This window comes from Pseudomonas sp. St316, assembly GCF_018325905.1.
GTDB lineage: Bacteria > Pseudomonadota > Gammaproteobacteria > Pseudomonadales > Pseudomonadaceae > Aquipseudomonas.
Map to the genome: position 1 here is coordinate 711698 of NZ_AP021901.1, position 19340 is coordinate 731037.

Here is a 19340-nt window from a genome sequence, read left to right on the forward strand (position 1 = left end):
GCTCGCGACAGCGGTCGATAAAACAACAAATATCCCCCTGAGATAACCCCCTTGAACATCCAACCCAGTACCTATTCCCCAGACACGGCTGTCCCCACCGACAAACGCGTCTTTGGCGCCCGCGATCTGTTTTCCCTGTGGTTCTCCCTGGGCATCGGCCTGATGGTCTTGCAGGTCGGCGCCTTGCTTGCGCCGGGCTTGGGCCTGAGCGGTTCGCTGCTGGCGATTTTCCTCGGCACGCTGGTGGGCGTCCTGCTGTTGGCGGCTGTCGGCGTGATCGGCAGCGATACCGGCCTGTCGGCCATGGCGGCGCTAAAGCTTAGCCTCGGCGGCAAGGGCGCGAGTGTGCCGGCGGTGTTGAACCTGCTGCAGTTGATCGGCTGGGGTTCATTCGAAATCATCGTCATGCGCGATGCCGCCAGCCTGCTCGGCGCCCGGGCTTTCAGTGAGGGCAGCCTGGGCTCGAATCCGCTGTTATGGACACTGTTTTTCGGCGCCCTGGCGACCCTGCTCGCCGTGAGCGGCCCGCTGACGTTCGTGCGTAAAGTGCTGCGTAAGTGGGGCATCTGGCTGTTGCTGGCGGCGTGCATCTGGCTGACCTGGAACCTGTTTGCCAAGGCCGACCTGGCGGCGCTGTGGGCCCAGGCCGGTGACGGCTCGATGCCGCTGGCGGTCGGGTTTGACATCGCCATTGCCATGCCGCTGTCCTGGCTGCCGCTAATTGCCGACTATTCGCGCTTCGGTAAACGCGCCAAGAACGTCTTCGGCGGCACTGCGCTGGGCTTCTTCATCGGCAACTTCTGGCTGATGAGCCTGGGCGTGGCCTACACCCTGGCGTTCGCGCCGAGCGGTGAAGTCAACGCGTTGCTACTGGCCCTGGCTGGCGCCGGGTTGGGCATTCCGCTGCTGCTGATTCTGCTGGATGAGTCGGAAAATGCCTTCGCCGACATTCACTCGGCGGCGGTCTCCAGTGGCATGTTGTCGGGGCTGAAGGTCGAGCACTTGGCATTGGCGATTGGCGTACTCTGCACCTTGATCGCCTGCTTCGCGCCGTTGGCGCAATACCAGAACTTCCTGTTGCTGATCGGCTCGGTGTTCGCACCGCTGTTCGGCGTGGTGCTGGTGGACCACTTCATCCTGCGCAAGCGCAGCCGCCAAGTGATGTCAGTCGCATTGCGCTGGCCGGCCCTGTTGGCCTGGTTGGGTGGGGTGAGCACTTATCACTTGCTGGCCAACGTCTATCCGGACATCGGCGCAACCCTGCCTTCGCTGATTCTGGCAGGGTTGCTGCAACTGTTGCTGGGCCGGGCTTTCAGCTACGGCCGGGGAACAGCTCGGGCTTGAGGATGCCATTGAGGCGCGGGTAAGCGATCTTCAGTTCGATGTGGCCCAGGGCGTACGGGGCGATGGTGCTGGTTTCGTATTTGAGGATCACCCCGCCGTAGGTCAGCGCAATGTGCGGGGTTTTCTGGAACGACCACTGCTTCATGAACTCGGGCTCCTGATCCAGTTTGGTGCTGATCAGCCAGCTGTTGTGGGCGACCTGGGCGGCTTTCCAGAAGGCCTCTTCCTGGCCCGGCAGCAGCATGTCCGACAGCGTCAGCACCTTGTGCTGTGGCCGCGAATAGTTGATGAAGCCGCGTCCCGGCGTACCGTGGGCGCCGCCGGTGTCCAGGTAACTGGACAATTCGATGATCACCAAGCCGTCATGCTGCTCGCGTACCTTGGCTTGCAAGTAACTGCTGTTGCGTGGCGCGGCGCTGCGCAAAAACTGCTCACGATAGGCCGCCAGCGTCGGCGCCAGCGGGGCGCCCGGAGTGGCGCGGGTCAGTTCCAGCAGGCGTTTTTCAACAATGCCGTCCAGGACCGGCTCGGCGGGAAAACGCAGGGTGTCGATGTTCACCAGCGGGCAGTCGGCACTGGCGCAACCTGGTTGCAGTTGCTCCGACGCATCGCGGGTGGTTTCCAGCGGTGCGCGGTAGTTGGGTTGGAACAGGCTTTGGCAAGCGCCCAGGGTCAGGGCAATGGCGGCCACGGAGGCAGTTTTGAAAAGCGACATGGGCGTCCTTCATGGAACAGGGAAAGGCGAAAAGTTACCCGCTTCGACTGCCAGCAGGACAATCAGTTCGCCACTAAGCTCATTAGAGTTCTTTCACCTTCTGCCGTCCATCCCGATGAGTGGAAAGGGGCTGCATCAAAAGGTACGGGCGCGTTAGGATGGCGCGAAGCCGAGGTTGGAACCTCGTATTGATCGACTGCACACGAGGATTGTCATGACCGATTTCGCCAACGCCACACCCAACACCGTGGACATCGTCAAGCGTGAAACCTGCTTCAAGGGTTTCTATAAGCTCGACCGCCTTGTCCTGCGCCATGAGCTGTTTGCCGGTGGCATGAGCCGTGAAATCAGCCGTGAATTGTTCGTGCGTCATGACGCGGTGTGCGTGCTGCCCTACGATCCGCAACGCGATGAAGTGGTGTTGATCGAGCAGTTTCGCGTGGGCGCCATTGGCAAGACCGTCAATCCCTGGCTGGTGGAGCTGGTGGCCGGCCTGATCGACAAGGACGAGCAGCCGGAAGAAGTTGCTCATCGCGAAGCGCAGGAGGAAGCTGGGCTTGCCTTCGCTGCGCTTTGGCCGATGACCAAGTATTTTCCATCGCCGGGCGGCAGCGATGAATTCGTACATTTGTACCTGGGGCGTTGCGACAGCACGGGGGCGGGCGGCCTGCATGGCCTTCTGGAGGAAGCCGAGGACATTCGGGTGAAGGTCTGGGCTTTTGAGGACGCCTTGCAAGCCGTGCGCGACGGGCGTATCTGCAACGCGGCCAGCATCATTGCCTTGCAATGGCTGGCCTTGAATCGCGATGAAGTGAGGGGGCTATGGTCCTGAACAAGCTGCGCGACCGCTATCGCGTCGATCTGGTGGGGTTGCAGGCCGCCTGCGAGGCCAACTACGCGCGCTTGATGCGCTTGTTGCCGGACATGCGCAACGATCCGGCGCCGCGGCGTATCGCCGTGACCCATGGCGATCAGATGCTGGGCGTGCTGGCTCTGGAAGTGCTGCAGACCTGCCCCTACACCACCACGCTGCAAGTGCGCCAGGAGCACAGCCTGCCCTGGCTGCCGGTGCCGCAGCTGGAGGTCCAGGTCTATCACGATGCGCGCATGGCCGAAGTCGTCAGCGCCGAACATGCACGACGCTTTCGCGGCATCTATCCTTACCCCAATGCGTCAATGCACCAGCCGGACGAAAAGGCCCAATTGAACCTGTTCCTGGGCGAGTGGCTGAGTCATTGCCTGGCGCTGGGCCACGAGTTCGAAGTCGTTCGGTAGTTGTGAACCGGTTCCGGTTCGCGGGTTTCCCCTTTCGATCATCCCCCAGCATAATTGCGGTTCCATGCAACGGCGTGACTGCGCCTGGGAGAGAGCGATTTGCCGAGCGTATCCAGCTTGACCACTGCCGATGCGGCGTTGCTGGTCCAACTGTCTGACAGCCATTTGTTCGCCGAGGCCGATGCCTCGTTGCTGGGCATGAATACCCGTGACAGTTTGCGGGCGGTCATTGATTTGGTGCTCAAGCAGCAGCCGGACATTGACCTGATGCTCGCCACCGGGGATCTGTCCCAGGACGGTACGCTGCAGTCTTACCAGGCGTTTCGGCAATTGACCGCGCGAATCGATGCGCCGGCGCGGTGGATTCCCGGCAACCATGATGAGCCGCAGGTGATGCTTGAGGCGGCGGTCAAGAGCCCGTTGCTCGATCCGGTGGTGGACATTGGCAACTGGCGCGTGACGATGCTCGATTCCGCCGTGCCCGGATCTGTGCCAGGGTTTTTGGCCGAAGAACAGTTGATTCTGTTGGCCAATGCCTTGAGTGAGGCGCCGGAGCGTCATCACCTGGTGTGTCTGCACCATCATCCGGTTTCAATTGGGTGTGCGTGGATGGAGCCGATTGGCTTGCGTAATCCTGAGGCGCTGTTTGCCGTGTTGGATCGGTTTCCTCAGGTTCGGGCGGTACTTTGGGGGCATGTGCATCAGGAAATTGACCAGATGCGCGAGGGGGTTCGTTTGTTGGCTTCGCCTTCGACTTGTATTCAGTTCGAGCCCGGGAGTGAGGATTTTGCAGTGGGCTTGCAGGCGCCTGGGTATCGGTGGCTGCGATTGTTGCCAGATGGGGCAGTGGAAACGGGGGTTGAGCGGGTGGTTGGGTTTGCCTTTACCGTCGATTATGGGGCTAACGGTTATTGAGCCTTGATGGGGGGACGAGGTGGCCTTACAGCCGACCTGGTTCTCCCCAATTGCTGCGAACTTGTTCGCGGTAGCTATCTGATAGGCCAATCAATCACCACCGGATTCACTCCGGCAGTTCATACACATAAATCTTCTCGGCCTCCATCTGATACCCGGCATCGGCCAGTTCACTGGTGGACGGCTTGACCTGCATCGGCCCTTCGACCCAGTACGGTTGGTACAACTCGTCGAGCTTGACCCCGACTTCACTTTTCACATGCACGATCTGGTTGGACGGCGGTGGCGGTACGTGGATGCAGGCGCCGAAATACGGCACCAGCAAGAAGTCCGTGGTGCGACCTTCCTCGCTGACTTCCAGTGGCACGATGTAGCCCGGCAAACGAATCTGCTGGCCATCGAGGGCCTTGACTACCGGGGCGTTGGGCAAATCCTGCCTGGCGGCTGGAGCGGACTCGGCGGCCAGGGCGTCGCTCATCTTCGACAAGTCGTGCAGCGGGGTCATGTCCGGCACTTCTGGCGGTGCGTCCGGCGGGATCATTTCCGACCAGGCCAGGTCCCTTGGTTCGGCTGCCCACAGCGGCAGGGCGACCATCATCAACAGCGCAAACAGGGCGCGGGGCATTTTCAAGGTCCTCATAGACGGATCGACAGGCCGTCGGCCAACGATTGGCGATAGGCACGCCAGGCCGGCACGCTGCCCATCAGCAGGGCAGCGACCAGGATGCCAGCCAGCAGCGTCCATTCATATTCGCTCGGCCAACCCAGCGGCAGGTACAAGCCGTAGGCCGACTGCACGTAACCTTGGGCGGCGGTGATGCCGATGTACAGCAAGGCCAGCCCGGCGATGACCCCGGCCAGCGCCAAGGCGAAGGCTTCGAGCACCAGCAGCGTTGCGATGTGCCACGGCCGCGCGCCGACCGAACGCAGGATCGCCATTTCCCGACGACGTTCGTTGAGGCTGGTGAGAATAGCCGTGAGCATGCCGATCAACCCGGTCAGGACCACGAACAGCGAAATCACGAACAAGGCTTTTTCCGCTGTGCCCATCAGGCTCCACAATTCCTGCAGCGCCACACCGGGCAGGATCGCCAGCAACGGTTCGCCACGGAACTCGTTGATCTCGCGCTGCAAGGCAAAGGTCGAAATCTTGCTGTTGAGGCCGAGCATGAACGCGGTGATCGCCTGAGGCGTGAGGTCCATGTTGCGGGCCTGGTCGGCGCTGATGCGGCCATTGCCCTGGGCCGGCACGCCGTTCTTCCAGTCAATGTGGATCGCCTCCATGCCGCCGAGGCTGATGTGCAACGTGCGGTCCACCGGGGTGCCGGTGCGCTTGAGAATCCCGACCACGGTGAAGGGCTTGTCGTCGTGCTTGACCAGGCTGATCGCCGCCACGCCGTGGGCCAACACCAGTTTTTCGCCGAGTTTGTAGTGCAGCGCCTCGGCCACTTCGGCACCGAGCACGACTTCGAACGGATCGCTGGCAAAGGCCCGGCCATCGGCCAGCGCCAGGTGCTGCTGGCGGCCGTACTGGTAATGCTCGAAGTAGGCCTCGGTGGTGCCCATCACCCGATAACCACGGTGGGAATCGCCAAGGGACATGGGGATCGCCCACTTCACTTTCGGGTTGCTGGCGAAGTGTTCGAAGCTGTCCCAGCGAATGTTGTTGGTGGCGTTGCCGATGCGAAACACCGAATACAACAGCAGGTTCACGGAACCTGAGCGGGCGCCGACGATCAGGTCGGTGCCACTGATGGTGCTGGCGAAACTGGCCCGCGCCTCGGTGCGTACCCGCTCTACTGCCAGCAACAAACAAACAGAAAGGGCGATGGCAAACGCGGTGAGGATCGCGGTGAAGCGACGGTTCGCCAGGCTGGCCATGGCTAGACGGAACAAATACATCTCAAACCTCGAGTGGCGTGGCGGCGCGATTGAGATCGGCCAGCGACAGGTTGCGGTCGAACAGTGGCGCCAGGCTCTGGTCGTGGCTGACGAACAACAGGCTCGACCCGGCCTCGCGGCATTCGGCGAACAACAGCCGCAGGAAGTTTTCCCGGGCATCGTAGTCCAGGGCTGAAGTCGGTTCGTCAGCGATCACCAGTTCTGGCTGGCCAATCAGCGCCCGGGCGGCGGCGACCCGTTGTTGCTGGCCGATGGACAACGAGTCGGCGCGCCGCTCCAACAGGTTCGAATCGGTCAGCCCCAGGTGGGCCAGCAGCGTGGCGGCGGCTTGATCGACGCTGCCGTGGCGCTGCACGGCCCGTTGCGCCCGCAGCTTGGAAAAGTGACAGGGCAGCTCGACGTTTTCGCGCACCGAGAGAAACGGCAGCAGGTTGAACTGCTGGAAGATGTAGCCGGTGTGGTCGACGCGAAAGCGGTCGCGACTGCCGGCGCCCAGTTCGCTGAGTTCCTGGCCGAGCAGGCGAATGCTGCCGCGATCCGGCGTCTGCACCCCACCCAGAAGGCCCAGCAATGTGGTCTTGCCGCTGCCGCTCGGCCCTTTGAGGAACAGCGTTTCGCCGGCCTCCAGGCGAAACGCCGGGATATCCAGCAACGGCGGATGCCCGGGCCAACTGAAGCCCAGGTCGGACAGTTCGATGAGTGCTTGGGTCATGTTTGCCGCTTCAAATAGTGGAACCAGTGGAACACCTGTGGGAGCAAAGCTTGCTCGCGATGAGATCACCACATTCAATTTGTATGTTGACTGTCGGACCGCTATCGCGAGCAAGCTTTGCTCCCACCAGGCTTGTTCTCACATTGGGTTTGCGGTGAATCAGAACTTCAGGGTGGGCGCCTTGGCCGTCACTTCCACGCCTTGCTGGCCGCTCGGGCTGATCAGTTGTACCTGAATTTTCTGGGTGGCCGGGAAGGTTTTGAACACGGTCGCCAGGTCCAGGTTGCTCAATGCACCCGGGGTGGCGCAGGTGAATTGGTAGTGGGCATGGATCTCACTGTGCTCGTGATGTTCGTCGCCGTCGGCGTCTTCATCGTGGTCTTCGTGGCCTGGTTCATCGCCGAACAACGGGCTTTCCAGTTCCTGCTGGGCCACGGTGCATTGGGCGGCGGCCGGCAGGTTGAACAACGCCAGCGGCTTGTCCAACTGCGCGCGTACGGCGGCAACCTTGGCCTTGTCGGCATCGCTGGTGGCGGCGTGTTCGAAGCCCACCAGGTTCATCGCCGGGCTTTCCAATTCCAGCTCCAGGGTCTGGCCGTCCAACGCAGCGTTCAATCGGCCAACCCCGTGTTCGTGGGCGCCAAGGCTGCCGTGCTCGTGGTCATGATCGTGTTCGACCGCCGCATGAGCGACAGCCAATGGCAGCAGGGCGAACGGCAGGGCAAGAAGCAGACGACGCATGACGAGTCTCCAGAAAGTACGAGTTGTGTTATGTAATCTTATAACGAAAGTGCGCAGAGTTTGACCGTCTGCTTGGCGTCGCGCAAGGGCCATGGGAGCATGCGTACATGAAATATTCAGGAGCACGGTGATGTTGCGGATACGCGGAACCGTCGGCGATTGGCCGGTGGACTTGTCGATCGAAATGGATGAGGGCGACTGGGCGCAGCTCGGCGCGCAATTGCAAGTGGCCAAGTCTGAAGTCGCGGCGGCACCGACGGCCAGTCCGGTGGCCAATCCAGTGAGTCCGGACGATGCCCAATGGCAGATCGCCAAGGAACTGCTGCGCAAGGCCGGGCAACTGAGCGGCCCGGACTTGCTGGAACAGCTCGAAGGCCTCACCGGCAGCGCCTCGGCGGGCAAGCGCCTGTTGGTGCGCTTGCGCCATAGCCCGGATGTAAAAGTCATCAGCGGCACCGACACACCGCTCTACAGCTGGCACGAAGCTGTGTAGGCGCTGACGAGCGAAGCGAGGCTGCGATCTTTACCCCTGACGCTTGAGTCTCGAGCCAAAGGTCAAAAGATCGCAGCCTTCGGCAGTTCCTACAGGGGGATCAATACAACGCCGCGAACAACTTGCGGCGGTACGTCGTCACCAGCGGATGGTCATTACCCAGCAGTTCGAACACCTGCAGCAAGGTCTTGTGGGGCAGGCCTTCGCTGTAGCTGCGGTTGCGCACGAACAGCTTGAGCAGTGCATCGAGGGCCGCTTCGTACTGCTGGCGCGCCAATTGCTGGATCGCCAGTTGGTACACCGCTTCATCGTCTTGCGGGTCTTTCGCCAGGCGCGCCTTGAGGTCGGCGGCGTCCGGCAGGTGCTTGGCCAGGCCGAGGAACTGGATCTGCGCCTTGGCGCCGGCGAGGGCGGCCTTGTGCTCGTCGCTTTTCACCGCGTCGAGCACAGTTTGCGCTTCGTCCAACTCACCGCGCTCGGTCAGGCAGCGGGCATACAGGATCAGGGCCTTGGCGTTGGTGTTGTCTTCACCCAGCAATACCGTGAGCACGGCTTCAGCGTCGGCGAAACGACCGTCGTCGAACAGCGCCTGGGCCTGTTCGAATGGGTCAGCCGCAGCCGGAGGTGGCATCTGCACATGGGGTTCGAGCATGGTTCGCACGGCCGATTCCGGCTGGGCACCGGCAAAGCCGTCGACGGGTTGGCCGTCCTTGAACAACACCACCGTTGGCAGGCTGCGAATGCCGAAGCGGGCGACAATGTCCTGCTCGATGTCGCAGTTGACCTTGGCCAGCAGCAGCTCGCCTTGATAGCTCTCGGCGATGGTTTGCAGCATCGGCATCAGCGCTTTGCACGGCGCACACCACTCGGCCCAGAAATCCACCAGTACCGGTTTGTGGAAAGAGTTGGCGATCACCGACTGGTCGAAATCGGCGGTGGTGGCGTCGAAGATGTAGGGCGTTTCCTGAGTCATGGGCAATCTCGTAGAGCGCTTGAATGGGGCAACTATACGGCTTGGTGGGGGGTGGCTGAAAGCGGTGGGAATGGTGGGAGGTGTATTGATTGGCGGGGCCTCATCGCGAGCAAGCTCGCTCCCACAGAGGCGATGGTTTTTTCGAACAATGTGTGAACACCATAGAACCCTGTGGGAGCGAGCTTGCTCGCGATGCTTTTAAGCCTGACGCCGCGCGTGGTACAGGCTCACATGCCGGAATTCCTCCGGCTCGGCCAGGTCCGGCAAAGTCATGGCTTCCAGCATTTCGATGCGCCGGTACAGCGGGTGCTGGAAATCCCGTACCCGGGAGTCGGCCACCAACGCCTCACGGCCACGGCTAAGGAATTGATCGAGCAGCGGCAGGTTGGCACGGTCGTAGAGCACATCGGCGACCAGGATCAGGTCGAAGCGATCAGCCTCGGCAAAGAAGTCCGTCGAATACCCCAACTCCACGCCATTGAGTGCGGCATTGGCCCGGCACGCGGCAATCGCCAGTGGGTCCAGGTCACAGGCCACCACCTCCAGTGCCCCAGCCTTGACCGCCGCAATGCCCGCCACGCCGGAACCGGCGCCAAAATCCACTATGCGCTTGCCCTCGACCCATTGCGGCTGTTCGGCCAGGTAGCGCGCCATCGCCAGGCCGCTGGCCCAACAGAAGCTCCAGTACGGCGGCTCGTGGAGAATGCGGCGGGTTTCTTCCGGGCTGAAGGCGCGATCCATGTTGTCGCCGTCGATCAGCCACAGCTTCAAGTCGGTGCCGGGCAGCGGGCAGGCCACCAGGCGCGCGTCGCCCAGCAACTCACCCAACGCCCGTTGCAGGTCTTGCGGTGCACTCATGGCGCTTTGACGAATTGCAGGGTGCCCAACGCTTGGGTGGTCGGTTGGCTGATACGTTGTTCCGGCAGATGCAGGATCAACTGGCCGGACTGGCTGGCGCGGCCACGCAACTCTACGCGGGCACCCACCGGGAAGGCTTCGGGGTTGAAACGCAGGTGGAAGGGCAGGGCCTGGTTGGTGCCGATCAGGCTGGAGCTGGCGAGCAATTGCTGTGGGCGGTCCTTGTCATCGATCACCAGCAACGCCAGTTCGACCTCGGCGCCGGCCGGCACGCCTTGCAAGGTGCCGCTCAATTCGCGCTGATAGGCCGGCAGCGGCCCCAGCTCGGCCGCCTGGCGGGCTTTTTCCTGGGCCTGTTTCGGCGCCGGGGCCGGTGCGGGGGCTGCAGGCTTGGGGGCGTCGCTGCTGCACGCCATCAGCAGGCTGAAAAGACTGAGCAAAACGAGCGATCGTAGCGGCATGTGTGGCTCCAGCAAGGTGAATTCCATGGATCTGACGGTAAGCCCGTCTGTATACCGTAAACCCTATGGCTTGTCTTGCCAGTGGGATGCGCTACCATGGCCCTCCCTTTTTTTGTTGCCTGCCACCATGCACTGTCCCTTCTGCGGTGCCAACGACACCAAGGTCATCGACTCGCGACTGGTCGCCGAGGGCGAACAAGTCCGCCGCCGCCGCGAATGCCTGGCTTGCGGCGAGCGTTTCACGACGTTCGAGACCGCTGAACTGGTGTTGCCGCGCCTGATCAAAACCGACGGCAGCCGCCAGCCGTTCGACGAAGACAAACTGCGCGCCGGCATGCAGCGCGCCCTGGAAAAACGCCCGGTGAGCGTCGAGCGCCTCGAAGCGGCGCTGGTGCACATCAAGCACAAGCTGCGGGCCACCGGCGAGCGCGAGGTCAAATCCCTGGTGGTCGGTGAGCTGGTGATGGCCGAGCTGCAGAAGCTCGATGAAGTCGCCTACATCCGCTTCGCCTCGGTGTACCGGCGCTTCCAGGACCTTAACGAGTTCCGCGAAGAAATCGACCGCCTGGCCCGCGAACCGGTGAAACAATGACCGGCGCGGCGCAGCAGGCCGTCCTCGACGCCCATTACATGGCCCGTGCCTTGGAGTTGGCGCGGCGCGGTCACTACACCACCCACCCCAATCCCCGGGTCGGTTGCGTGATCGTGCGTGACGGGCAGATTGTCGGCGAAGGCTGGCACATCCGCGCCGGCGAGCCCCATGCCGAAGTCCATGCCCTGCGCGCCGCTGGCGAACAGGCCCGCGGTGCTACGGCCTACGTGACCCTTGAACCGTGCAGCCATCACGGGCGTACGCCGCCGTGTGCCGATGCGCTGGTGAATGCTGGCGTGGTTCGGGTAGTCGCGGCGATGCAGGACCCCAACCCGGAAGTCGCCGGGCGCGGCCTGCAACGGTTGGCCCAGGCCGGTATCGCGACTGAAAGCGGCGTGCTGGAAGGCGAGGCGCGCAAGCTCAATGAAGGTTTCCTCAAGCGCATGGAACACGGCCTGCCGTTCGTGCGGGTCAAGCTTGCCATGAGCCTTGATGGCCGCACCGCCATGGAAAGCGGCGAAAGCCAGTGGATCACCGGCGCGGCCGCACGCTCGGCGGTACAACGCCTGCGCGCCCAGGCCAGTGTGGTGCTGACCGGCGCCGACACGGTGCTGGCGGACAACGCCCGGCTGACCGTGCGCGCCGAGGAGCTCGGGCTCGATGCGCAGCAGACCGCGCTGGTCATGAGCCGTCCGCCGCTGCGGGTGCTGGTGGACGGTCGTTTACGAGTGCCGTTGGATGCCCCGTTCTTCAAGGCCGGCCCGGCGTTGGTCGCGACCTGCATGGCGGTGGAAGAACAATACGCCAACGGTCCCGAATGCATGATCGTGGCGGGCGATGACGGCCAGGTTGATCTGCATCGCCTGCTGGTGGAGCTGGCGGGCCGTGGCGTCAACGAGGTGCTGGTGGAAGCCGGTCCGCGCCTGGCGGGGGCTTTCGCCCGGCAAGGGCTGGTCGACGAGTTCCAGATTTTCATCGCCGGCAAGTTCCTCGGTTCTTCGGCGCGGCCGCTGCTGGACTGGCCGCTGGCGCAGATGAAAGACGCCCCGCAGCTGAAAATCACCGAAATCCGCGCCGTGGGCGACGACTGGCGAGTCATCGCCGTTCCCGTTCTGCAGGCGAGCGTATAATTCCCGGCTTTCGCGCAAGCGGCGGCCTGTTCTCGAGGAGGACTCCATGTTTACCGGCATCATCGAATCCATCGGCAGCATCCGTGCACTCACCCCCAAGGGCGGCGATGTGCGGGTCTACGTCGAAACCGGCAAGCTCGACCTGAGCGACGTCAAGTTGGGCGACAGCATTGCGGTAAACGGCGTGTGCCTGACCGCCGTTGAACTGCCAGGCAACGGATTCCTGGCGGACGTCAGCCGCGAAACCCTCGACTGCACGGCCATGAACGATCTCAAGAGCGGCAGCCCAGTCAACCTGGAAAAAGCCCTGACCCCCACCACTCGCCTGGGCGGGCACCTGGTCAGCGGCCACGTGGACGGCGTCGGTGAAGTGGTCTCGCGCACGGATAACGCCCGGGCCGTGGAATTTCGCATCCGCGCGCCGAAGGAGCTGGCCAAGTACATCGCCCACAAAGGCTCGATCACCGTCGACGGCACCAGCCTGACGGTCAACGCAGTGGATGGCGCCGAATTCCTGCTGACGATCATTCCCCATACCCTGAGCGAAACCATCATGGCCTCTTACCGGCCAGGTCGCCGGGTCAACCTGGAAGTCGACTTGCTGGCCCGTTACCTGGAGCGCCTGCTTATGGGAGACAAGGCCGCAGAGTCTGACTCTTCACAACGGCGGGCGGGTAACATCACTGAAAGTTTTCTGGCCGCCAACGGCTACCTCAAATCCTGACCCAAGGGGGTGCCGCGTGGCGCTCAATAGCATCGAAGAACTGGTTGAAGACATCCGCCAAGGCAAGATGGTCATCCTCATGGATGACGAAGACCGCGAGAACGAAGGCGACCTGATCATGGCCGCCGAGTGCTGCAAGGCCGAACACATCAACTTCATGGCCAAGCACGCCCGCGGGTTGATCTGCATGCCGATGACCCGCGAGCGCTGCGAGCTGCTGAAGCTGCCGCTGATGGCGCCGCGCAACGGCTCGGGCTTCGGCACCAAGTTCACCGTGTCCATCGAGGCCGCCGAGGGCGTGACCACCGGTATCTCCGCGGCTGACCGTGCGCGCACCGTGCAGGCCGCTGCCGCCCGGGACGCCAAGGCCGAAGACATCGTCAGCCCCGGCCACATCTTCCCGCTGATGGCCCAGGCTGGCGGCACCCTGGCCCGCGCCGGCCACACCGAAGCGGCATGCGACCTGGCGCGCATGGCCGGCTTCGAGCCCAGCGGCGTGATCTGCGAAGTGATGAACGACGACGGCACCATGTCCCGTCGTGCGGAACTGGAAGCCTTCGCCGCCGAACACGACATCAAGATCGGCACCATTGCCGACCTGATCCACTACCGGATGATCCACGAACGTACCGTTCAGCGGATTGCCGAGCAGCCGCTGGACAGCGAACTGGGCCAGTTCAACCTGGTGACCTACCGTGATTCGGTGGAAGGCGACGTGCACATGGCGCTGACCCTGGGCACCGTGTGCGCCGAAGAGCCGACCCTGGTGCGGGTGCACAACATGGACCCGTTGCGTGACCTGCTGATGGTCAAGCAGCCCGGCCGCTGGAGCCTGCGGGCCGCCATGGCTGCGGTGGCCGAGGCCGGCAGCGGCGTGGTGCTGCTGCTCGGGCACCCGCTCGATGGCGACGTGCTGTTGGCGCACATTCGTGAAACCAGCGACCAGGTGCCGGTGAAAAAACCGACCACCTACAGCATCGTCGGTGCCGGTTCGCAGATCCTGCGTGACCTGGGCGTGCGTAAAATGCGCCTGATGAGTGCACCGATGAAATTTAATGCGATATCCGGTTTCGATCTGGAAGTTGTAGAATACGTGCCCTCCGAATAATGACCTCGTTTACTTGAGGAGGTCGCCTCTGTGGGAGCGAGCTTGCTCGCGATAGCGGTACGTCAGGCAACATCAATGTTGCTGATCCGGCGCCATCGCGAGCAAGCTCGCTCCCACAGGGGCCGCTTCTTTGAATTGAAGTTGTGTATTCGTGGCTAAATATCATTGAGGAGCGCGTATCGAACGTGCTCTGGCTCTTTAAGAGATCTGACGAATGACCCTGAAGACCATCGAAGGTACCTTCATCGCCCCCAAAGGCCGCTACGCTCTGGTAGTGGGCCGTTTCAACAGTTTCGTGGTCGAGAGCCTGGTTGGCGGTGCGGTCGATGCCCTGGTTCGCCATGGCGTGAGCGAAAGCGACATCACCATCATCCGTGCGCCTGGCGCCTTCGAAATTCCGCTGGTTGCGCAGAAAGTCGCTCAAAAGGGCGAATATGCGGCGATCATCGCCCTGGGCGCGGTCATTCGTGGCGGTACTCCGCACTTCGAATACGTGGCCGGTGAATGCACCAAGGGCCTGGCCCAGGTGTCCATGGAATTCGGCGTGCCAGTCGCTTTCGGCGTACTGACCGTTGATTCCATCGAGCAAGCCATCGAACGTTCCGGCACCAAGGCCGGTAACAAAGGTGCCGAAGCTGCCCTGTCCGCCCTGGAAATGGTCAGCCTGCTGGCGCAGTTGGAGGCCAAGTGATTAGCGACGAAAGCGATCGTTTCAACCCGCGCGATCCCAAGCCAGCCGATGCCGGCAAGCCGTCGAAAAGCGTCAAGCGTCGCGAAGCCCGTCAGCTTGCGACCCAGGCGCTGTATCAATGGCACATGGCCAAGCAATCGCTGAACGAGATCGAAGCGCAGTTTCGGGTCGACAACGATTTCAGTGATGTCGACGGTGCTTACTTCCGCGAGATCCTGCATGGGGTCCCGCAGTTCAAGTCCGAAATCGACACCGCGCTCACGCCTTGCCTGGACCTGACCATCGAAGAGCTGGACCCGGTTGAACTGGCGGTTTTGCGCCTGTCCACCTGGGAACTGCTCAAGCGCGTCGACGTACCGTACCGCGTAGTGATCAACGAAGGGATCGAGCTGGCGAAAGTCTTCGGTTCCACCGATGGCCACAAGTTCGTTAACGGCGTGCTCGACAAACTCGCCCCGCGTCTGCGTGAAGCTGAAGTGAAGGCGTTCAAGCGCTGATTGGCGCTTGCGGCGACTATGGGTGAATTTGAGCTGATCCGTAACTACTTCGCCGCCGCGCCTTGCGCGCAGGGCGGCGAGGGCGTTGCGCTGGGGATCGGTGACGACTGCGCCTTGCTCGCCGTTCCTCCCGGGGAACAGCTGGCGGTGTCCACCGACACGCTTGTGGCCGGTGTGCATTTTCCAGACCCGTGCGACCCGTTCCTCCTCGGCCAGCGCTCGCTGGCCGTGGCGGTCAGCGACCTGGCTGCCATGGGCGCCAGGCCTTTCGCCTTTACCCTTGCCCTGACCTTGCCGACGGTGACCGCCGATTGGCTGCAAGCCTATGCCTGCGGTTTGAACCAGATGGCCGTGGCTTGTGGCGTGGCGCTGGTGGGCGGGGACACCACACGTGGGCCCCTGAGCCTGACCATGACGGTGTTTGGCCACGTGCCGTCCGGCCAGGCCCTGACCCGTAGCGGCGCGCGGCCCGGCGACTTGCTGTGTGTGGGCGGCGAGTTGGGCAATGCCGCCGGCGCATTGCCGCTGGTGCTCGGCCAGCGCAACGCCGAACCTGCGATTGCCGAGCCGTTGCTGGCCCATTACTGGTCGCCACGTCCGCAGATCGACCTGGGCCTGGCGTTGCGCGGCAAGGCCAGCGCGGCGATGGATATTTCCGATGGCCTGCTGGCTGATTGCGGGCATATCGCCCAGGCATCAGGGGTGGCTCTTCAGATTGAACGGGATCGACTGCCACTGTCCAATGCCCTGATAGGGTTTCTTGGTCAGGCGGATGCCGCCCACGCGGCCCTGAGCGGCGGTGACGACTACGTGCTGCTGTTCGCTGTGGCACCGGCCCGAGTGGCGACATTGCAGGCCGAAGGCTGGCCGATCCACGTGATTGGCGGCGTACTGGCCGGGCAAGGCGTCACGCTGGTCGACAGCGTCGGGCACGACATCACCCCGCAAGTAAGGGGCTATCAACATTTTCGGGAGACACCGTGACAGATCATCCCAACCAGGTCCCGGCAGAGTTCGTTCCGCCTTCGGTCTGGCGCAATCCCTGGCATTTCCTGGCATTTGGCTTCGGTTCGGGTACTTTGCCCAAGGCCCCGGGCACTTGGGGCTCGCTGGTTGCGCTACCCTTCATACCGTTGTGGCAGATGTTGCCGGACTGGGGCTACTGGCTGATGCTGGGCATCACCATGCTGTTTGGCTTCTGGCTGTGTGGCAAAGTGGCGGACGACCTTCGGGTGCACGATCATGAAGGCATCGTCTGGGACGAAATGGTCGGCATGTGGATCACCTTGTGGCTGGTACCGGAAGGCTGGTATTGGTTGCTGGCGGGTTTCCTGGTGTTCCGTTTCTTCGATATCCTCAAGCCGTGGCCGATCCGCTGGATCGACCGGCATGTACACGGAGGTGTCGGTATCATGCTCGATGATGTGTTGGCCGGGGTTTTCGCCTGGCTGGCAATGCAAGGATTGGTGTGGTGTTTCACCTGAGGGAGCCAGGCATGGGCGTAAGCCGCGCACTACTGCTGTTGCTGTGTTTAGGAACCTGTGTGGGTGCAAGGGTGGCCGAGTCGACGCCGCTGCCTGACAAGATCCGTGCGGCCAGCGAAGAGTGGGCCGATTACACCCAGGCCGATGGCCAGGGCATGGGCTGGGACATCTTGCGCGCGGTCTTCGAGCCTGAAGGCGTCAAGCTGGAGATCCGCAGCGTGCCCTACACCCGCTCGATCGGGTTGGTGCAGCGTGGGGAGATGGACGCACAGGTCGGCGCCTATCGCGATGAAACCGAAGGGCTGCTTTACCCGCATTGGCACTACGACGTCGATCATATCTATGCCCTGGGACTGGCCTCCAAGCCGTCACCGACGTTGGCGACGATTGGCAACTATCGACTGGTGTGGATGCGCGGGTACGAATACAACAACTACCTGCCCAACATCCGGCGTTTCAATGAAATCCACCGCGCCGTGGGTATCTTGCCGATGCTGGCCCATGATCGTGCCGATTTTTATATCGATGCGTTGATGGAAATCCAGGATGTGCTGGCCAAGGCTGACGATCCCAAGCAATTCAAGCTTTCGCCGCTGATCAATTTGCCGCTGTACCTGGGCTTCGCCAACAACGAAAACGGTCGTGCGTTGCGAGCACTGTACGACCGACGCATGGAGGTGCTGGTGAAGAGCGGTGAGTTGAAACCGATTTTCGAACGCTGGAAGCAACCCTATCCTTTCGACGAGAATGGCAAGCCACCGAAGCCGTGATCAATCTTATCGATGATGATTAGCGATAATTGAGCCTAAGCGTCTGTCGGATCGTGCTGTTACAATGCCCGCCTCTGCGAATCTCCAGTACTAAATCAGGAGCACACCGGTGCCTGTCGTTTTTGTTGCCGCTTCCAAGCTGCCAACGCCCTTTGCGCAATTCACCATGCATGGTTTTCTCGATGAAGCCACCGGCCGCGAGCACGTCGTGCTGAGCCTGGGTGATTTCGCCGACGGTGCGCCGGTGCTGGGCCGCCTGCATTCCGAATGCCTGACTGGCGATGCCCTGTTCAGCCAGCGCTGCGATTGCGGTTCGCAACTGGAGGCCGCCCTGCAGGCCATTGCCCGTGAAGGCCGTGGTGTGTTGCTGTACCTGCGTCAGGAAGGGCGTGGTATCGGCTTGTTAAACAAGATCCGCGCCTATGAACTGCAAGATGGCGGCGCCGATACCGTGGAAGCCAACGAACGCCTGGGCTTTGCCGCCGACCTGCGTGACTACAGCATTTGCTTGCCGATGCTCGAGCACCTGGGTATCAAGTCCCTGCGGCTGATGACCAACAACCCACGCAAGGTCAAGGCCTTGACCGACATGGGCATCGTGGTGGCCGAGCGTGTGCCGCTGCACACCGGTCACAACCCCCACAACAAACTCTACCTGGCGACCAAGGCCAGCAAGCTCGACCACATGATGGGTAACGAGCACCAAGGCGAGGTTGACCGGGCGTGACGCGCGGTCAGGTTCGGCGGCGACTGTCGGTCAGTTGGTGGAAATACCTGGCCCTGGCCTTGCTGCCGCTGTTCGTGATCAACGCAGTGTTCGGCCAGGGCGAAGCGATTCTGCCGGTGCTGGCGATGCCGCTGTTCATTGCTGGCATGGCGTCGATGTTTGTCAGCCTGCGATTTTTCGGGCCGTACAAGCAAGCCCTGATCGCCACCCAGAAAGCCCTCGACACGCCCGAAGAACCCCAGGCCTGGATTGACCTGGCGGCCCGTCGCCGCTCAGCTTTCCTGGTGGCCGGGCTGCCGGCCTGGGTCGGCGCCCTTGCCGTATTCGTGGGCCTGGAGGCGGTGCCGTTGATGCTGCTGGCCTTGTCGACCGCCGTGTTGTTCTACCTGTACCGTATCCCGCGTCAACTCGGCTGATGAGCCGCTGGCTGGCGGTCTTGCTGCTGGCGGTCAGTGCCTCGACGATGGCGGCTACGCGGGTCGTCAGCCTTGCGCCGTCGTTGTCGGAAATCGTCGTTGAACTGGACAGCGCCGACCTGCTGGTGGGCGTGCTGGATGGTGGTGATCGTTCCCCAATCCTTAAAGACCTGCCTTCCGTAGGGCGTTACGGCCAACTGGACATGGAGCGCTTGCTCAGCCTCAAGCCCGACCTGCTTCTGCTCTGGCCCGGCAGTGTCGGCCCGACCCAGCGCGAGCAGCTCAAGGGCTTGGGTATTCCCATTTATGTCGCCGAGCCCCGCAGTCTCGACCAACTCATCGCGCAAATTGAAGACATTGCCAGGCAGCTCGGCCGCCCGGAGCGGGGCGTGCAACGGGCGACGCAGTTGCGTGTGCGTTTGGAGGCGTTACGCCAGCGCTATCGACGGGACCCGCCGTTGCAGGTGTTCTACCAGGTCTGGGACCGGCCGCTGTACACCGTCGGGGGTGGTCAGATCATCAGTGATGCGCTGGCGGTGTGCGGGGCCCACAACGTCTTCGCCGACCTGAGCGTGCCGGCCCCGCAGGTGAGTGTGGAAGCGGTGCTGCAACGCAATCCGCAGATCATCCTTGCCACCGAGCAGGCGCAGCTCGACGCCTGGAAAACCTGGCCGGTGGCGCAGGGGCGGTTGTTGCTGGTCAATGACAAGGGGCTGGAGCGGCCCAGTGGGCAGATGATCGAGGCGACGGCCCGGTTGTGTGAGTTGATTGCGCCAGAGAGGTAGACCGCGGTGCCTGCAATCGCGAGCAGG

25 protein-coding genes are annotated in these 19340 nt (G+C 62.5%); 17 read left to right on the plus strand and 8 right to left on the minus strand.

Annotated features, from left to right (window positions below; translation table 11 throughout):
* The first annotated feature begins 51 nt into the window (after window positions 1-51).
* Window positions 52-1344 (plus strand): putative hydroxymethylpyrimidine transporter CytX, encoded by a 1293-nt coding sequence (cytX, locus tag KI237_RS03070; protein ID WP_212798756.1) that lies wholly within the window; start codon window positions 52-54, stop codon window positions 1342-1344.
* On the opposite strand, the gene KI237_RS03075 is transcribed toward cytX, so the two are convergent.
* On the minus strand, window positions 1313-2059 hold the full coding sequence (locus KI237_RS03075; RefSeq protein WP_212798757.1) for a DUF3298 domain-containing protein: 747 nt from the start codon (window positions 2057-2059) through the stop codon (window positions 1313-1315). The genes cytX and KI237_RS03075 overlap by 32 nt on opposite strands.
* 214 nt (window positions 2060-2273) lie before the next feature.
* Between KI237_RS03075 and KI237_RS03080 the strand changes: the two genes are divergently transcribed.
* The 3 genes from KI237_RS03080 to cpdA all read left to right on the plus strand — a co-directional run bounded on the left by KI237_RS03080 (window position 2274) and on the right by cpdA (window position 4249).
* Window positions 2274-2891, plus strand: a complete 618-nt coding sequence (locus KI237_RS03080) for an NUDIX domain-containing protein (RefSeq protein WP_212798758.1) — start codon at window positions 2274-2276, stop codon at window positions 2889-2891.
* Window positions 2882-3334 (plus strand): DUF1249 domain-containing protein, encoded by a 453-nt coding sequence (locus KI237_RS03085; protein ID WP_003186471.1) that lies wholly within the window; start codon window positions 2882-2884, stop codon window positions 3332-3334. The genes KI237_RS03080 and KI237_RS03085 overlap by 10 nt, the downstream gene beginning before the upstream one ends.
* Window positions 3335-3433: 99 nt before the next feature.
* Window positions 3434-4249 (plus strand): 3',5'-cyclic-AMP phosphodiesterase, encoded by an 816-nt coding sequence (gene cpdA / locus KI237_RS03090; protein WP_212798759.1) that lies wholly within the window; start codon window positions 3434-3436, stop codon window positions 4247-4249.
* 106 nt (window positions 4250-4355) lie between these two features.
* Here cpdA and KI237_RS03095 read toward each other — a convergent pair whose 3' ends face one another.
* The 4 genes from KI237_RS03095 to KI237_RS03110 form a co-directional block, all read right to left on the minus strand.
* Complete coding sequence (locus KI237_RS03095) at window positions 4356-4874, minus strand: DUF3299 domain-containing protein (protein ID WP_212798760.1); 519 nt, start codon at window positions 4872-4874, stop codon at window positions 4356-4358.
* Between the two features lie 11 nt (window positions 4875-4885).
* Window positions 4886-6151, minus strand: coding sequence for an ABC transporter permease (locus KI237_RS03100; protein ID WP_212798761.1), 1266 nt, complete (start codon window positions 6149-6151; stop codon window positions 4886-4888).
* 1 nt (window position 6152) lies between these two features.
* Window positions 6153-6863, minus strand: a complete 711-nt coding sequence (locus tag KI237_RS03105) for an ABC transporter ATP-binding protein (RefSeq protein ID WP_212798762.1) — start codon at window positions 6861-6863, stop codon at window positions 6153-6155.
* A gap of 159 nt (window positions 6864-7022) precedes the next feature.
* Complete coding sequence (locus KI237_RS03110) at window positions 7023-7604, minus strand: DUF2796 domain-containing protein (protein ID WP_212798763.1); 582 nt, start codon at window positions 7602-7604, stop codon at window positions 7023-7025.
* A 130-nt stretch (window positions 7605-7734) separates the two neighbouring features.
* On the opposite strand from KI237_RS03110, the gene KI237_RS03115 reads away from it, so the two are divergent.
* Window positions 7735-8097 (plus strand): hypothetical protein, encoded by a 363-nt coding sequence (locus tag KI237_RS03115; protein ID WP_212798764.1) that lies wholly within the window; start codon window positions 7735-7737, stop codon window positions 8095-8097.
* A gap of 100 nt (window positions 8098-8197) precedes the next feature.
* On the opposite strand, the gene trxA is transcribed toward KI237_RS03115, so the two are convergent.
* The 3 genes from trxA to KI237_RS03130 form a co-directional block, all read right to left on the minus strand.
* Window positions 8198-9070 carry a thioredoxin gene (gene trxA, locus KI237_RS03120; protein ID WP_060740415.1) on the minus strand — a complete coding sequence of 291 codons (873 nt, stop codon included), beginning with the start codon at window positions 9068-9070 and terminating at the stop codon, window positions 8198-8200.
* Between the two features lie 198 nt (window positions 9071-9268).
* A complete protein-coding gene (locus KI237_RS03125) occupies window positions 9269-9928 on the minus strand; it encodes a class I SAM-dependent methyltransferase (RefSeq protein ID WP_212798765.1) in 660 nt (219 codons plus the stop codon).
* Window positions 9925-10389, minus strand: a complete 465-nt coding sequence (locus tag KI237_RS03130) for a YbaY family lipoprotein (RefSeq protein ID WP_212798766.1) — start codon at window positions 10387-10389, stop codon at window positions 9925-9927. Before KI237_RS03130 ends, KI237_RS03125 begins: the two co-directional genes overlap by 4 nt.
* A 127-nt stretch (window positions 10390-10516) precedes the next feature.
* Here KI237_RS03130 and nrdR point away from each other — a divergent pair, with 127 nt between their 5' ends.
* From nrdR to KI237_RS03190, 12 genes are all read left to right on the plus strand, one after another.
* A complete protein-coding gene (gene nrdR, locus KI237_RS03135; RefSeq protein ID WP_212798767.1) occupies window positions 10517-10981 on the plus strand; it encodes a transcriptional regulator NrdR in 465 nt (154 codons plus the stop codon).
* Window positions 10978-12111 carry a bifunctional diaminohydroxyphosphoribosylaminopyrimidine deaminase/5-amino-6-(5-phosphoribosylamino)uracil reductase RibD gene (gene ribD / locus KI237_RS03140; RefSeq protein ID WP_212798768.1) on the plus strand — a complete coding sequence of 378 codons (1134 nt, stop codon included), beginning with the start codon at window positions 10978-10980 and terminating at the stop codon, window positions 12109-12111. The genes nrdR and ribD overlap by 4 nt, the downstream gene beginning before the upstream one ends.
* Before the next feature lie 46 nt (window positions 12112-12157).
* Entirely contained in the window at window positions 12158-12835 is a 678-nt protein-coding gene (locus KI237_RS03145; RefSeq protein WP_014340443.1) for a riboflavin synthase, read from the plus strand.
* Between the two features lie 16 nt (window positions 12836-12851).
* A complete protein-coding gene (gene ribBA / locus KI237_RS03150) occupies window positions 12852-13943 on the plus strand; it encodes a bifunctional 3,4-dihydroxy-2-butanone-4-phosphate synthase/GTP cyclohydrolase II (RefSeq protein ID WP_212798769.1) in 1092 nt (363 codons plus the stop codon).
* Between the two features lie 214 nt (window positions 13944-14157).
* Window positions 14158-14634 carry a 6,7-dimethyl-8-ribityllumazine synthase gene (gene ribH / locus KI237_RS03155; protein WP_003206025.1) on the plus strand — a complete coding sequence of 159 codons (477 nt, stop codon included), beginning with the start codon at window positions 14158-14160 and terminating at the stop codon, window positions 14632-14634.
* On the plus strand, window positions 14631-15131 hold the full coding sequence (nusB, locus tag KI237_RS03160) for a transcription antitermination factor NusB (RefSeq protein ID WP_160390324.1): 501 nt from the start codon (window positions 14631-14633) through the stop codon (window positions 15129-15131). The genes ribH and nusB overlap by 4 nt, the downstream gene beginning before the upstream one ends.
* Before the next feature lie 18 nt (window positions 15132-15149).
* Window positions 15150-16115, plus strand: a complete 966-nt coding sequence (gene thiL, locus KI237_RS03165; protein WP_212798770.1) for a thiamine-phosphate kinase — start codon at window positions 15150-15152, stop codon at window positions 16113-16115.
* Window positions 16112-16615, plus strand: a complete 504-nt coding sequence (locus KI237_RS03170) for a phosphatidylglycerophosphatase A family protein (protein WP_003206020.1) — start codon at window positions 16112-16114, stop codon at window positions 16613-16615. Before thiL ends, KI237_RS03170 begins: the two co-directional genes overlap by 4 nt.
* Before the next feature lie 11 nt (window positions 16616-16626).
* Window positions 16627-17385: a substrate-binding periplasmic protein gene (locus KI237_RS03175; protein WP_212798771.1), complete on the plus strand. Its 759-nt coding sequence runs from the start codon at window positions 16627-16629 to the stop codon at window positions 17383-17385.
* A 109-nt stretch (window positions 17386-17494) separates the two neighbouring features.
* On the plus strand, window positions 17495-18112 hold the full coding sequence (ribA, locus tag KI237_RS03180; RefSeq protein WP_030140454.1) for a GTP cyclohydrolase II: 618 nt from the start codon (window positions 17495-17497) through the stop codon (window positions 18110-18112).
* A complete protein-coding gene (locus KI237_RS03185) occupies window positions 18109-18528 on the plus strand; it encodes an MFS transporter (RefSeq protein WP_212798772.1) in 420 nt (139 codons plus the stop codon). The genes ribA and KI237_RS03185 overlap by 4 nt, the downstream gene beginning before the upstream one ends.
* The gene (locus KI237_RS03190; protein WP_502937073.1) at window positions 18528-19313 is read left to right on the plus strand and encodes a cobalamin-binding protein; all 786 of its coding nucleotides are present in this window, start codon (window positions 18528-18530) and stop codon (window positions 19311-19313) included. Before KI237_RS03185 ends, KI237_RS03190 begins: the two co-directional genes overlap by 1 nt.
* The last annotated feature ends 27 nt before the right edge of the window (window positions 19314-19340 follow it).